General features: G+C 70.8%; 14 protein-coding genes. 8 read left to right on the plus strand and 6 right to left on the minus strand.

The features are described 5' to 3' along the window. The first annotated feature begins 16 nt into the window (after positions 1-16). The 3 genes from QE438_RS07580 to tsf all read left to right on the plus strand — a co-directional run bounded on the left by QE438_RS07580 (position 17) and on the right by tsf (position 2,215). The gene (locus QE438_RS07580) at positions 17-166 is read left to right on the plus strand and encodes a hypothetical protein (RefSeq protein ID WP_165424264.1); all 150 of its coding nucleotides are present in this window, start codon (positions 17-19) and stop codon (positions 164-166) included. Positions 167-422: 256 nt separating this feature from the next. After that, on the plus strand, positions 423-1,205 hold the full coding sequence (gene rpsB / locus QE438_RS07585) for a 30S ribosomal protein S2 (protein WP_130521317.1): 783 nt from the start codon (positions 423-425) through the stop codon (positions 1,203-1,205). Between the two features lie 131 nt (positions 1,206-1,336). Further along, entirely contained in the window at positions 1,337-2,215 is an 879-nt protein-coding gene (gene tsf, locus QE438_RS07590; protein WP_306991373.1) for a translation elongation factor Ts, read from the plus strand. A gap of 257 nt (positions 2,216-2,472) precedes the next feature. Here the strand turns inward: tsf and radA are convergent, their stop codons facing one another. Beyond that, positions 2,473-3,867: a DNA repair protein RadA gene (radA, locus tag QE438_RS07595; protein WP_131659327.1), complete on the minus strand. Its 1,395-nt coding sequence runs from the start codon at positions 3,865-3,867 to the stop codon at positions 2,473-2,475. A gap of 133 nt (positions 3,868-4,000) precedes the next feature. On the opposite strand from radA, the gene QE438_RS07600 reads away from it, so the two are divergent. From QE438_RS07600 to QE438_RS07620, 5 genes are all read left to right on the plus strand, one after another. Then, positions 4,001-4,915: an ankyrin repeat domain-containing protein gene (locus QE438_RS07600; protein WP_306991369.1), complete on the plus strand. Its 915-nt coding sequence runs from the start codon at positions 4,001-4,003 to the stop codon at positions 4,913-4,915. 139 nt (positions 4,916-5,054) lie between these two features. Next, positions 5,055-6,350 carry a tRNA lysidine(34) synthetase TilS gene (gene tilS, locus QE438_RS07605; protein WP_306991367.1) on the plus strand — a complete coding sequence of 432 codons (1,296 nt, stop codon included), beginning with the start codon at positions 5,055-5,057 and terminating at the stop codon, positions 6,348-6,350. Positions 6,351-6,385: 35 nt separating this feature from the next. Continuing rightward, positions 6,386-6,646: an exodeoxyribonuclease VII small subunit gene (locus tag QE438_RS07610; protein ID WP_130521307.1), complete on the plus strand. Its 261-nt coding sequence runs from the start codon at positions 6,386-6,388 to the stop codon at positions 6,644-6,646. Next, positions 6,636-7,514, plus strand: a complete 879-nt coding sequence (locus QE438_RS07615; protein WP_307183970.1) for a farnesyl diphosphate synthase — start codon at positions 6,636-6,638, stop codon at positions 7,512-7,514. The genes QE438_RS07610 and QE438_RS07615 overlap by 11 nt, the downstream gene beginning before the upstream one ends. 33 nt (positions 7,515-7,547) lie before the next feature. Further along, complete coding sequence (locus QE438_RS07620) at positions 7,548-8,072, plus strand: hypothetical protein (RefSeq protein WP_306991363.1); 525 nt, start codon at positions 7,548-7,550, stop codon at positions 8,070-8,072. Here the strand turns inward: QE438_RS07620 and QE438_RS07625 are convergent. From QE438_RS07625 to pmbA, 5 genes are all read right to left on the minus strand, one after another. Continuing rightward, entirely contained in the window at positions 8,036-8,461 is a 426-nt protein-coding gene (locus tag QE438_RS07625) for a DUF4870 domain-containing protein (protein ID WP_306991360.1), read from the minus strand. The genes QE438_RS07620 and QE438_RS07625 overlap by 37 nt on opposite strands. A gap of 66 nt (positions 8,462-8,527) precedes the next feature. Further along, on the minus strand, positions 8,528-10,579 hold the full coding sequence (locus QE438_RS07630) for a CHASE2 domain-containing protein (RefSeq protein ID WP_306991358.1): 2,052 nt from the start codon (positions 10,577-10,579) through the stop codon (positions 8,528-8,530). 14 nt (positions 10,580-10,593) lie between these two features. Continuing rightward, positions 10,594-11,196 carry an OmpA family protein gene (locus QE438_RS07635; protein WP_307183968.1) on the minus strand — a complete coding sequence of 201 codons (603 nt, stop codon included), beginning with the start codon at positions 11,194-11,196 and terminating at the stop codon, positions 10,594-10,596. A 17-nt stretch (positions 11,197-11,213) separates the two neighbouring features. Further along, positions 11,214-11,657 carry a FecR domain-containing protein gene (locus tag QE438_RS07640; RefSeq protein WP_130522917.1) on the minus strand — a complete coding sequence of 148 codons (444 nt, stop codon included), beginning with the start codon at positions 11,655-11,657 and terminating at the stop codon, positions 11,214-11,216. A 148-nt stretch (positions 11,658-11,805) separates the two neighbouring features. Beyond that, entirely contained in the window at positions 11,806-13,167 is a 1,362-nt protein-coding gene (gene pmbA / locus QE438_RS07645; RefSeq protein WP_306991354.1) for a metalloprotease PmbA, read from the minus strand. Positions 13,168-13,189: the final 22 nt, after the last annotated feature.

The following is a 13,189-nucleotide window of genomic DNA, read 5'->3' on the forward strand; positions in this document are numbered from 1 at the left end:
TGCGACTTCATGCGCCATGCCGGAGTTGGCACGCCGCCTGCATGACTCCGGGCAGACCGGGCATCTCGCCCCGTCCACCTCCCCCGGAAACCCCATGCGCCTGTCCTCCTCCCGCCGTCTGCTGCTGCTCGTCATCCTGATCGCCGCCGCCCCGCTGCTGGCCTGAGCCGCGCCAGGGCGCGATTTGCGCCCACCTGCGCCCGCCGGCTATAATCCGCCGGCTCTGAAAGGCCACCTGGCCTTGTAGAGACCGCCCACGCCGCGCGTCACCGGCGAATACACACCTGCTGCCACAGCCCGTGCCGGGGTGCCTTCCTTCAAGGAGGGTTCGGCCACGGACGCCGCAGGGAGGCCCAACCCCGGAACCATCAGTGCCGCATCCCAAACGCGCGGCCGGTTCCACTGCCTTGGAGTTTTTCACGATGTCCCAGATCACCATGCGCCAGATGCTGGAAGCCGGCGTGCACTTCGGTCACCAGACCCGCTACTGGAACCCGAAGATGGCCCCGTACATTTTCGGTGCCCGCGGCAAGATCCACATCATCAACCTGGAAAAGACCCTGCCGCTGTTCGTTGACGCGATGAACTTCATCAGCGCCATCGCCCAGAAGCGCGGCACCATCCTGTTCGTCGGCACCAAGCGTTCGGCCCGCGAAGCCATCAAGGAAGAAGCCGAACGTTGCGGCATGCCGTACATGACCCAGCGCTGGCTGGGCGGCTCGCTGACCAACTTCGCCACCGTGAAGAAGTCGGTCGCCCGCCTGAAGGAGCTGGAAGCGGCCGAGACCGACGGCACCTTCGAGAAGCTGGTCAAGCACGAAGTGCTGGGCCTGCGCCGCGAGCGCGACAAGCTGCAGGCCTCGCTGGGCGGCATCAAGGAGATGAACCGTCTGCCCGACGCCCTGTTCGTCATCGACATCGGCCATGAGGACATCGCCATCAAGGAAGCCAAGAAGCTCGGCATCCCGGTGGTCGCCGTGGTCGACTCGAACTACGACCCGGCCCTGGTCGACTACGCCATCCCGGGCAACGACGACGCCATCCGCGCCGTGCAGCTGTACGCCCGCGCCGCCGCCGACGCCGTGCTGGAAGGCAAGGCCGCCGCGCCGAACTCGGCCACCGTGCGCGAGGAAGAGTTCAGCGAAGGCAACGCCGAGGCCAAGCCGGCCCGTCGTGGCCGCAAGAGCGACGAAGCCGCCGCCTAAGGCGTCACGGCCGTGCAACGCCGGCGCGCCACTGTGCGCCGGCTCAGGGCGGCGGGGCGCAGGCTCCGCCGCTGTCGCTTCAAGGACCGGCGCTTGCGCCGTCCACCCCATTCCCAACTGAGGTCATCACCGTGGAAATCACCGCTTCCCTGGTCAAGGAACTGCGCGAGCGCACCGGCGCCGGCATGATGGAGTGCAAGAAGGCGCTCACCGAGAACGAAGGCAACATCGACACCGCCGCCGAGTGGCTGCGCAAGTCCGGCCTGGCCAAGGCCGACAAGAAGGCCGACCGCGTCACCGCCGAAGGCCGCATCGCCGCGGCGCAGGACGGCGGCAAGGCCGTGCTGGTCGAGATCAACTCCGAGACCGACTTCGTCGCCAAGGACAGCAACTTCGTCGCCTTCACCGACGCCGTCGCCCAGGCGGCCCTGGCCTCCGGCGCCGCCGATGTGGACGCGCTGAAGTCGGCCAAGCTGCCTTCCGGCGAGACCGTCGAGGAGTCCCGCGCCGCCGCCATCGCCAAGCTCGGCGAGAACATGCAGATCCGTCGCCTGGTCGCCGTCGACAGCGCCAACAACGTGGCCGCCTACGTCCACGGCGGCAAGATCGGCGTGCTGGTCGAGGTCAAGGGCGGCGACGCCGACCTGGCCCGTGGCCTGGCCATGCACGTGGCCGCGATGAACCCGCCGTACAACAAGGCCGCCGACGTGCCGGCCGACTTCGTCGCCAAGGAAAAGGAAATCGAGCTGGCCAAGATGTCCGAGAAGGACAAGTCCAAGCCGGCCGAGATCCTGGAAAAGATCATCAGCGGCAAGATCAACAAGATCGTCAGCGAAGTGACCCTGTACGGCCAGCCCTACGTGCTGGACACCAACCAGACCGTCGAGCAGGCCCTCAAGGCCGCCGGCGCCGAAGTGGTCGGCTTCAAGCGTCTGGCCGTGGGCGAAGGCATCGAGAAGGTGGTGGAAGACTACGCCGCCGAAGTGATGAAGCAGGCCGGCCTGGCCTGATCGCCAACGCGGTCCCAAGCAACACCCGAAAGGCCGCGGACACCGCGGCCTTTCGCTTTTTTGGCCCCTGTAGAGCGGAGCTTGCTCCGCTGGGCCTTCCCCACGAACCGAACGGAGAGCAGCGGAGCAAGCTCCGCTCTACAAGGCGACCGCGACTGGACCGGAAGAGATAGTTGGTCCAGCCAGGCAAGTTTCCGCAAGGGCGAATTTCCACCGGGCCGCCTCGCCTGTCGGGGCGCCTGAGCCCAGGCGAATCTTCAGCCGAACGCCGCCTCCAGCGCGTCGGCGAGGCGTTCGACCGCGACGACTTCCATGCCCTTGATCGCGCTGGCCTTGGGCGCGTTGCCCTTGGGCACGATGGCGCGCTTGAAGCCGTGGGTGGCGGCCTCGCGCAGGCGGTCCTCGCCGTTGGGCACCGGGCGGATCTCGCCGGACAGGCCGACCTCGCCGAAGGCGATCGTCTTCTCGGCCAGCGGCGTGTCGCGCAGGGACGAGAGCACCGCCAGCAGCGCCGGCAGGTCGGCCGCGGTCTCCTGCACGCGGATGCCGCCGACCACGTTGATGAAGACGTCCTGGTCGCCGACCATGATCCCGCCATGGCGATGCAGCACCGCCAGCAGCATCGCCAGGCGGTTGCCTTCCAGACCCACGGCGACGCGGCGCGGGTTGGACAGCGGCGAGGCATCGACCAGCGCCTGCACTTCCACCAGCAGCGGGCGGGTGCCCTCGCGGGTGACCATCACGCAGCTGCCGGGCTGGCGGGTGCTGCCGCCGGACAGGAAGATCGCCGACGGGTTGGGCACTTCCTTCAGGCCCTTGTCGCCCATGGCGAACACGCCCAACTCGTTGACCGCGCCGAAGCGGTTCTTGAACGCGCGCAGCACGCGAAAGCGGCTGCCCGATTCGCCCTCGAAGTACAGCACCGCATCGACCATGTGCTCGAGCACGCGCGGACCGGCGATGCCGCCTTCCTTGGTGACGTGGCCGACCAGGAACACCGCCGTGCCGGTCTCCTTGGCATAGCGCACCAGGCGCGCGGCGCTCTCGCGCACCTGGCTGACCGAACCGGGCGCGGCGGTCAGCGATTCGGTCCATAGCGTCTGCACCGAGTCGGCCACGATCAGCTTCGGGCGCGCGGTGGAGGCGTGCTGGAGGATGGATTCGATCCCGGTCTCGGCCAGCGCGTGCAGGCCGTCCAGCGGCAGGTCCAGGCGCACCGCGCGGCCGGCGACCTGGGCCAGCGATTCCTCGCCGGTGACGTACAGCACCGGCAGGGTGGCGGCCATCCGCGCCAGCGCCTGCAGCAGCAGAGTCGACTTGCCGATGCCCGGATCGCCGCCGACCAGCACCACCGCGCCTTCGACCAGGCCACCGCCGAGCACGCGGTCGAACTCGCCGATGCCGGTGGACACGCGCACGTCCTCGCTGCTGCGCACGTCCTTGAGCGCGGTGATCTTCGGCGCCTCGGTCTTGCCGGCCCAGCCGGCGCGGCGCGCGGCGGCCGGCGCGGCGCCGGCGGCCGGCTCCAGCACGACCTGGCTCAGGCTGTTCCAGGCGTGGCATTCGGTGCACTGGCCCTGCCACTTGCTGTATTCGGCGCCGCATTCGCCGCAGACATAGGCGGTGCGGGCCTTGGAGGCGGCCTTGGCCATGGAGCGTTCCCTGGAGAAAAAACCGGGCGCCACTGTAGCCGGGCGGCGTCTCGGCCGACGAGACCGGCGCGGGCCGGCACGGCGCGCTTTCCACGTACCTTAGCCCGTGAAGCCTTCTCCAAGGCGCCCACCCGTGAGCCGTCTCCGCCTGCCCCGTGGCCCGCTGCGCACCCTGATGCTCCTGCCGCCGCTGGTGCTGCTGGCGGTCTGCGGCTGCGTGTACATCGCCCTGAGCCTGCCGCGGAACGCCAATCACGTGCTGGACCCGGATGCGTACTTCACCGTCCCGGGTCTGGCGCTGGCGCGGGCGGTGGACCACCTGGATACGCGCCGCATCGACCAGCTGGTCCGCGAACAGGGCCTCGACCCGAACACCGTCTTCGATCGCAGCGGCCGTCCGCTGCTGGCCTGGCCGGTGCTCACCGCCAACCCGAAGGGCCTGAAGCTGCTGCTCGACGCCGGCGCCTCGCCGAATGTGCGCGGCCAGGCCGGCACGGCCGCGGCGTTCGAGTCGGCGCTGGTGCCGGCGGCCGAACGGTCCGATCCCGACTACCTGACCGAGCTGCTGATGCGCGGCGGTGACCCCAACACGCGCAACGCCGAGGGCCAGCCGCTGCTCTACGTGGCCTTCAAACACGGCCGCTGGACCAATGTGCAGCATCTGATCCTGTCCGGCGCCAACCAGGACACCGTCCTGGACGGCGCCGACCACTACGACACCGTGCTGAGCTGGTACGCGCGCAGCGGCCGCTTCGATCGGCTGTACTGGCTGCTGGAACACGGCGGCGACCCGACCCTGCGCATGCACGACCTGGAAGGCGCGCGCCTGCTCGGCACCTCGCAGTCCAACGACGGGCGCATGCCCATCGTGGAGGACGCCTTCTACCGCGACGTACCCGAGGCCATGCGCGACTGGCAGCGCGCCTGCCAGGCCTGGTTGCTGGACAAGGGCATCGGCCGCCCGCCGATGCCGCCGACCCTGCGTCCGCGCCAGCGCGATCCGCTGCCTTCCGACCAGGAAGCGGGACCGGGCAGCATCGCGCTGTAGCCCGCATCGCGCGGCTTGCCTGCGGACGGCGCGCGATCGACGGACCGGCGCATGCCGCACTCGATGCGCCAGCCGCTGCGCCGCAACCGCAGGTGGTCCGCGCGTCGCCGCGACGCACACTGCGTGGCACCATCCCCGGATGGCCCCACCGACCGACCTGCTGGCCGCCCTGCCCGCCACCACGCCCGAGGCCGCGCTGTGGGTGGCGCTGAGCGGCGGCCTGGATTCCACCGCACTGCTGCACGCGCTGGCCGCCACTTGGCCCGGCCGCGTGCGCGCCGTCCATGTGCACCACGGCCTGCATGCCGACGCCGATGCCTGGGAAGCCCACTGCGTGGCGCTGTGCGCGCGGCTGCAGGTGCCGCTGCGGGTCGAACGCGTCGTGGTCGAACGCGCCGGTGAGGGACTGGAGGCCGCCGCACGCCGCGCGCGCCACGCGGCCTTCGCCCGCGTCCTGCGACCCGGCGACCTGCTGGTCGCCGCCCACCACCGCGACGATCAGGCCGAGACCTTTCTGCTGCGCGCGCTGCGCGCCTCGGGGCCCGAAGGCCTGGCGGCGATGCGGCCGCTGCGCCCGTTCGCGCAAGGCCAACTGTGGCGGCCCTGGCTGGACCTGCCGCGCAGCGCGATCCTGGCCTACGCCCAGGCCCACGACCTGCGCTGGGTCGAAGACCCCAGCAATGCTGATGCCGCGCTGGATCGCAACTTCCTGCGCCACCACGTGCTGCCGCTGCTGCGCCAGCGCTGGCCGCACGCCGACGCCGCCCTGGCGCGCAGCGCCGCGCTGAGCGCGCAGGCCGACGCGCTGTTGCAGCAGCTGGACCAGGACGCGCTGGACCGCGCGCGCGCCGACGATGCGCAGCTGCTGTCGGTCCCCGCGCTGCAGGCGCTGTCGCCCGAACTGCGCGCGCGCGTCGTGCGCCGCTGGATCGCCACGCTGGGCCTGCCATCGCTGCCGGCGCAGGGCATCGTCCAGTTGGAGAGCAGCCTGCTCGATGCCGGGCACGATGCGCAGGCGCGCTTCGACTGGGGCGAGGCGCGTCTGCAGCGCTGGCGCGACCTGCTGCACGCCGGGCGCGCAACGCCGCCGCTGCCCCGCGCATGGCGCACGCACTGGCGCGGCGATGCGCCGCTGGCATTGCCCGGCGGCGGCGAACTCCGGCTGCAAGGCGCGGCGTTCGAGGCCCCGGTGCAGGTAGGCGCGCGCCAGGGCGGCGAACGCATCCAGTTGCCTGGGCGGACGCATTCGCACGCGCTCAAGCACGCGCTGCAGGCGGCCGGCATTCCGCCGTGGCAGCGCGCGCAGCTGCCGCTGCTGCGTGACGCCGAGGGCCGCGTGCTGGCGATGGGCGACCGCCTCCTGTCCGGCCCGTTCCAGGCCTGGCTTGAGGCGCAAAACGCCCGATTGCACTGGACACCGCCGGGCCGCGTTTGATTGACCCTTCGCAGCATGGCCCCCACACTTTGCCCATGGCTAACAAACCCACCGCCGACGCCTCACCCGTGGCGCATTTCGAGCAATCGCTGGACGAGCTGGAGCAGCTGGTCGCGCGCATGGAACAGGGTGACCTGAGCCTGGAAGAGTCCCTGGCCGCCTACGAACGCGGCGTCGGCCTGTACCGCAGCTGCCGCACCGCGCTGGAGCAGGCCGAACTGCGCGTGCGCCTGCTCACCGACCCGGACCGCCCCGAGACCGCCGAACCCTTCGCGCCGCTGCCCGATGGGCAGTGAGACCGCGTTCGCGCGCTGGGCACAGCGCGTCGAAGCGGTGCTGGAGGCCGCGCTGCCCGCGCCCGACCTGGCCCCGCAGCGCCTGCACGCGGCGATGCGTCACGCCGTGCTCGGCGGCGGCAAGCGCATGCGTCCGCTGCTGGTGTACGCGGCCGGCACGCTGACCGGTGCCGATGAAGCCACGCTCGATGCACCCGCCGCAGCGGTGGAACTGATCCACGCCTATTCCCTGGTGCACGACGATCTGCCGGCGATGGACGACGACGCGATGCGCCGCGGCCGCCCGACCGTCCACGTCGCCTTCGACGAAGCCACCGCGATCCTCGCCGGCGACGCGCTGCAGACGCGTGCATTCGAAGTGCTCGCCGACGCGCACGTCGACTCCGCGCTGCGCGTGGCCTGGCTGCAGACCCTGGCCCGAGCCAGCGGCGTGGCCGGCATGTGCGGCGGCCAGGCGCTGGACATCGACGCCACCGGCCAGCAGCAGTCGCTGTCCGCGCTGCAGCGCATGCACGCGCTCAAGACCGGCGCCCTGATCCGCGCCAGCGTGCGGCTGGGCGCGCTGGCCGGCGGCGCGGACGCGGCCACGCTGCAGCGCCTGGACCGCTTCGCCGACGCGCTCGGCCTGGCCTTCCAGGTGCGCGACGACATCCTCGACGTCGAAGCCAGCTCCGAGACCCTCGGCAAGACTGCCGGCAAGGACGCCGCCCAGGACAAGTCCACCTACCCCGCCCTGCTCGGCATGGACGGCGCCAAGGCCAGGCTGGACAGCCTGGCCGCGCAGATGCGCGACCTGCTCGCCCCTTTCGCCGAGCGCGCCGATGCACTGGCCGCGCTGGGCGAGCTGACGGTGCGGCGCGGGCATTGAGTCCGCGGCTTACGCCCCCCGCTACTACGCAGGATGATCGCGGCGGTACAGCGTCCATTCTTCAATCGCCGTGCCATCCGGCAAATGGCACACACCCTTCGCACCATCCGCCTCGTTGACCGTTTCCAGCCGTCCGCCCCGCTTGACGCAGTACTCGGATGCCGGATTGGCGATGGCGGCCTGCGGCGCAGGCGGCTGCGGCTGCGGCTGCGGCTGCGGCTGCGGCTGCGGCTGCGGCTGCGGCTGCGGCTGCGGCTGCGGCTTACAGCCTGCAAGCAGCGCAAGCGCGGACAGTGCGGCGCAGGCGGCGGCGTGTTCCCAACGTTTCTTCATCGCTTCGCTCCAGGATCCGGGGATATCCGGGCGATCAAGTTAGCGGCTCGCCAAGACCGCAGACAACACGTCGGACCACACCGCGTGGCCGCCTGTTCAGCGAAGGCCGGCTGCACGGCGGCGCCTGTCTGGCCACCGCAAGAAAAAAGCCCGGCCGAAGCCGGGCTTTTTCAGGTCACCGCGCGCGCCTACTTGATGAAGCGCAACGCGAACGGATACCGATAGGCTTCGCCGTTGTTGGACTTGATCGCGGCGATGATGATGAACACCAGCGCGGCGATGCCCACCAGCAACATCAGCGGGCCGGTGACGATGAAGCCGATGCCCAGCGTGACCAGACCGATGAGGGTCAGCACCAGCATGATGATCGCCACGGTGATGTTGAAGTTCAGCGCCTCCTTGGCCTGGTCGGCGGCGAAGGGCAGCGTGTCCTTCTTGATCTGCCAGATGATCAGCGGGCCGATCACGCAGCCCAGACTGGCCAGCCAGCCGGAGGTCAGCAGGCCGCCGAGCAGCGCCGAGAGATGGGCGAACAGCGCCCACTGCCGGTCCTCGGCCGAGGGCGTGCCCGGCGGGGGCGGCGGCGGTGCGGTGACGTTCTCGAATTCGTTCATGCGCGTTTCTCGCAGGTCCAGGGTGGAAGGAAGCCGGCCGGCGATGTGCGCCGGTCCCTGCGCAGCTTACGTGGCCTGAGGCCGGGTGCGGCCATCCAGGCCGGCCAGCGTGTCGTCCCAATCCCCGTCCGACGCATCGTCCTCGTCGCGATAGCGCGCGGCGATCTGCAGCACCTCGGCCTCGATCTGGAAGAACGCGTCCAGCACCACCGGGTCGAAGGTCGTACCGCGCAGCTCGAGCATCATGGCCTTGGCGCGCTCGTGCGGGAACGGATCCTTGTAGCAGCGCCGGCTGATCAGCGCGTCGTAGATGTCGGCCACCGCCATGATCCGGCCCGACAGCGGGATCTCCTGGCCCTTCAACCCGGCCGGATAGCCGCTGCCATCCCATTTCTCGTGGTGGGTGGCGGCGATGTCGCCGGCGATCTGCAGGAAGTTGTCGCCCTCGATCCGCCCGGACGTGCTCAGGATGATCTGGCGGCCGTATTCGGCGTGGCGGCGCATGATCACCAGCTCCTCCGGCGTCAGCGCGCCGGGCTTGAGCAGGATGTGGTCGGGCACACCGACCTTGCCGATGTCGTGCAGCGGCGCGGACAGGAACAGCAGGTCGATGTACTCGCGCGTGAGGATGTCGGTGTAGTGGCCGCTGCGCTGCAGGTGCCGGGCCACGGCGCGCACGTAGTGCTGGGTGCGCTTGATGTGCGCGCCTGTCTCCGGGTCGCGCGTCTCGGCCACCGCGGCCATCGATTCGATCGTGACCTGGCGAGCGTTCTCCAGCTGCCGGCGCCAGCGCTGCGCGCGGCGATGCTGGGTCACCAGACGCGCGCCGCAACACAGCGCCAGCAGCAGGCCCAGGGTCAGCAGCGCCGCGCCGGTCGGCAGGTACACCCCGGTGCGCGCGAACACCGCCGCCGCCAACGCCAGCAGGCCCGCGGCCAGCAGCGCGCCCAGCGCCGCCAGCAGCGCCAGCCCGCGCCCGGCAGCGAACAGCCAGGCCAGCAGCAGCGCGCCCAGCACGCTGCTCAGCAGCGCCGCGCCCGTGCCCCAACTCGGCACGCGCACTGCGTTGCCGTCCATCAAATTCTGCGCCAGCACCGCCTGCAGCTTGACGCCGGAGAAGTCGCGATCCAGCGCCGTGCGATGCAGATCGTTGAGCCCGACGGCGGAGGAGCCGATGAACACGATCCGGCCGCGCAGGTCCTGGCTGCGCGCGCGCCCGGCCAGCACGTCCACCGCCGGAATGCTGGTGTACTGGGCCGGCCCGCCGTTGAAGCGCAGCCTGGCCTGGCCGGCCGCGTCGATCGGCACGCGGTGCGTGCCCAGCCGCAGCGACAGGCCGTCGCGATCCTGTTCGATCTGGCCGCTGCGCACGCCCAGCGCCTGCATGGTCGCGGCCAGCGCCAGGCTGGCGTGCACCACGCCGCGATGGGCGATCAGCAGCGGCGCGCGCCGCAGCTGGCCATCGTCGTCGGCGCGGATGTTGACGAAGCCGGCGGTGCGCGTGCGCGCGGCGATCGGCGCCACGTTGTCCAGCACGCCAGGCGCCTGCGGCAGCTGCAGCCGGTCCAGGCGCCCCTCGAAACCCACCCCGGGCCGCACCGGCCCGGCGCCCTCGGTGGCATGGTCGAAGTAGAAATAGCGCGCGCCGATCACCGCGTGCCGCGCCATCACCTGGGCCAGGTAGCCATCGTTGTCCAGCAGCCCGGCCGGCACGCCGGCGAAAGACACGTCCAGGTCGAAGTCGCGCTTGAAGGTCTGCTGGATGTCGATCAGCGAGGTGCGATCGGGCTCGGGCAGCAGGATGTCCAGCGCGATCGCCGACGGGTGCTCGGCCGCGACGCGCTCGATCAGGGTGGCCAGGCGATAGCGCGGCCACGGCCACTGCCCCACCGCCGCCAGGCTGACCTCGTCGATGTCCACCACCACCGTGTCCGGCGCCTGCACACCGGAGGCGGCATGGACCAGCAGCCCGTCCAGCAGCGCGCGGTCCAGCCGCGCCACCGGCGCGTCCTTCCACAGGCCGCTGATGACCACGAGCACCGCCACCAGCACGGCCAGCAGCAGGAACCCCAGCCGCCGACGGGGCGAGGATTCGGTCAGGGCGGGCGCGAGCTGCATGGTCGGGCGCGCGTCTAGAGAACGAAGATCTCGGCGCGCCGGTTGCGCTGTTCCGGCACCCCCGGCCGGGTCGGCACCAGCGGCACCTTGTCGCCGAACCAGCGCACTTCCACCGGCAGGTCCGGATCGATCTGCTTGAGCAGCCTGGCCACCCCGCGGGCACGCTGCTCGGACAGGTCCATGTTGTACTTGGCCGTGCCGGCCGAGTCGGCATAGCCGAACACCGTGACCTCGGTCGGCAGGCGGCCGCGCACCACCTCCAGCACGCCGGGCAGCTGCTTCTTCGATTCCGGCGTCAGCTCCATGCTGTCGAACCTGAAGTTCAGCACGAAACTGCGCGGCGGCGTGGGCTGGGCGTCCAGCAGCGCGCGATGGGCCTGCTCGAATGCCGCCTGGTCCTGGCCGCGCGGCGCGCCCGGCCGGGCCTTGGCATCGCCGACGCTGACCGTGGCGTATGCCTGCTCGATGCGCTGCTGGCCCTGTGCGGTGGACACCACCAGTGCGCCGACCTTGCCGTCGTGATCCGGCAGCAACGTCACCCGGGTCGGCGTGGACGCGCAGGCGCCCAGACCGAGGGCGGCACACAGCACGGCGACCCGCACCCAGGCGTGGCGCATCGAACACGTCATGGCGTTCAGTTCGCCTCGATCAGCAGGCGGGTGCCGCGCACGCCGACCGTCGCGGTGGGCGTGTCGATCTTGACCGCCTCCGGCTTGAGCTTGCCGATCTTGCCGGACTCGTAGATCGCCGAGCCCTTGCCCAGATAGAGCGAGAAGGAGAACGCGTCGTCCTTGGGCTCGAACAGGTAGTCGCGCACCAGCACGTCGGCGCCCGAGCCCAGCGTGAGCAGCGTGCCGTCGCGGAAGACGATCGAGGCCGTCGCACCGGGCGCGGCGATCAGGCGGTCGGACACCAGCAGCTGCGTGCCGCCGCTCGCCTCGACGCTACCGGAGGCGCGCACGACTTTGACACTGCCTTCCACGCGCTTGACCAGCGCCACGTGCGCATCGGCCGCCAGCGCAGTCGTCGAAAGGCCTAGCAGCCAGCCGAAGGCCAGCAGGCAGAGAAGTCGCTTCATGTTGTCCCCCTGTCCGGGCCGACCAGGTGCGGTCGAAGCCTCGGTCATGCCGATCCGGCGTTGGCGACATTGCACGTCAGCGATGTGATGGGCAAGTGATTTCTGGCGATCCGGCCCGGATCGCCCTGTTCACGTGCGAACGCGGCGCTTATTGGCCTCCGGCAACCGTCATTTTGCCCACCAGCAGCGAGCCCATCGCGATGTGCGAGCGCGGGTCGATGTCGCTGCCGACCGCCTCGATGGCGGCGAAGATGTCCTTGAGGTTGCCGGCCACGGTCACGTTGTCGACCGGGTAGGCGATCTGACCGTTCTCGATCCAGAACCCGCCGGCGCCGCGCGAGTAATCGCCGGTGACGCCGTTGACGCCCTGCCCCATCAGCTCGGTCACCAGCAGGCCGGTGCCCATCTCGCGCAGCAGGGACGGCAGGTCGCCGGCATTGCTGGATACGATGAGGTTGTGCACGCCGCCGGCGTTGCCGGTGCTGCTCAGGCCCAACTTGCGCGCCGAATAGCTGCCCAGCACGTAACGCTGCAGCACCCCATGGGCGACCAGCGGCGAATCGACCGTGGCCACGCCCTCGGCATCGAAGCTGCCCGACCGCAGGCCGCCGCGCAGCAGCGGCCGCTCCTCGATCGAGAACCAGTCCGGGAACACCTGCGTGCCGGCGCGATCGAGCAGGAAGCTGGCCTTGCGATACAGCGCGCCGCCGCTGACCGCGCCGAGCAGGTGCCCGATCAGCGAACGCGCGACCTCGGCGCTGTACAGCACCGGATACTGGCCGGTGGCCAGGTCGCGCGGCGCCAGGCGCGCCACGGTGCGCTGCGCGGCGCGCAGGCCGACGGCTTCCGGCGCCTGCAGCCGCTCGCGCGCCAGCGCGGTGGTGTACCAGCCGTCGCGCTGCATGCCTTCGCCGGTGCCGGCGATCAGGGCGCAGCTGATCGAATGATGGGTGCCGCGCTCGCGCCCGACGAAGCCGTGCGAATTGGCGTACACCGACAGCCCGTAACCGCTGCCCACCGAGGCGCCGTCGGAATTGCTGATGCGCGCATCGGCCTGCCGCCCGGCCGCCTCGCAGGCCAGCGCCAGGTCGATGGCCGTGTCGGCGTCCAGTTCCCACGGATGCCAGGTGTCCAGGTCCGGGAAGGCCGTGGCCATGCGCGCGGCGTCGGCCAGGCCGGCGGCCGCATCGTCCTCGGTGTAGCGCGCGATGGCGCAGGCCTGTTCGACCGTGGCGGCCAGGCTGTCCTCGCGCAGGTCGGCGGTGCTGGCGCTGCCCTTGCGCTGGCCGAAGTAGACGGTCACGCCGATGGCGCGGTCCTGGGTGGATTCGACCGTCTCCACCTCGCCCAGGCGCACGTTGACGTTCAGGCCGCGATCCTCGCTGCAGCTGACCTCGGCCTGGCTGGCGCCGCGCGCGCGGGCCATGTCCAGCAGGCGCTCGGACAGGCGCGCCAGATGGTTCAGGCGCGCGTTGCTGTCGTCATGCACGGGGGAAGCGATGGCGTTCAATGGCTTATCCTATTGATTGGAT

Source organism: Pseudoxanthomonas sp. SORGH_AS_0997 (assembly GCF_031453535.1).
Taxonomy (GTDB): domain Bacteria; phylum Pseudomonadota; class Gammaproteobacteria; order Xanthomonadales; family Xanthomonadaceae; genus Pseudoxanthomonas_A; species Pseudoxanthomonas_A winnipegensis.

Excerpts from the sequence above, each read along its gene's own strand:
- tilS (WP_306991367.1), top strand. The coding sequence starts at position 5,055 with ATGGCCCCACCGACCGACCTGCTGGCCGCCCTGCCCGCCACCACGCCC.
- radA (WP_131659327.1), bottom strand. The coding sequence starts at position 3,867 with ATGGCCAAGGCCGCCTCCAAGGCCCGCACCGCCTATGTCTGCGGCGAA.
- QE438_RS07630 (WP_306991358.1), bottom strand. The coding sequence starts at position 10,579 with ATGCAGCTCGCGCCCGCCCTGACCGAATCCTCGCCCCGTCGGCGGCTG.
- QE438_RS07615 (WP_307183970.1), top strand. The coding sequence starts at position 6,636 with ATGGGCAGTGAGACCGCGTTCGCGCGCTGGGCACAGCGCGTCGAAGCG.
- QE438_RS07580 (WP_165424264.1), top strand. The coding sequence starts at position 17 with ATGCCGGAGTTGGCACGCCGCCTGCATGACTCCGGGCAGACCGGGCAT.
- QE438_RS07635 (WP_307183968.1), bottom strand. The coding sequence starts at position 11,196 with ATGCGCCACGCCTGGGTGCGGGTCGCCGTGCTGTGTGCCGCCCTCGGT.
- QE438_RS07640 (WP_130522917.1), bottom strand. The coding sequence starts at position 11,657 with ATGAAGCGACTTCTCTGCCTGCTGGCCTTCGGCTGGCTGCTAGGCCTT.
- rpsB (WP_130521317.1), top strand. The coding sequence starts at position 423 with ATGTCCCAGATCACCATGCGCCAGATGCTGGAAGCCGGCGTGCACTTC.
- QE438_RS07610 (WP_130521307.1), top strand. The coding sequence starts at position 6,386 with ATGGCTAACAAACCCACCGCCGACGCCTCACCCGTGGCGCATTTCGAG.
- QE438_RS07625 (WP_306991360.1), bottom strand. The coding sequence starts at position 8,461 with ATGAACGAATTCGAGAACGTCACCGCACCGCCGCCGCCCCCGCCGGGC.
- QE438_RS07620 (WP_306991363.1), top strand. The coding sequence starts at position 7,548 with ATGATCGCGGCGGTACAGCGTCCATTCTTCAATCGCCGTGCCATCCGG.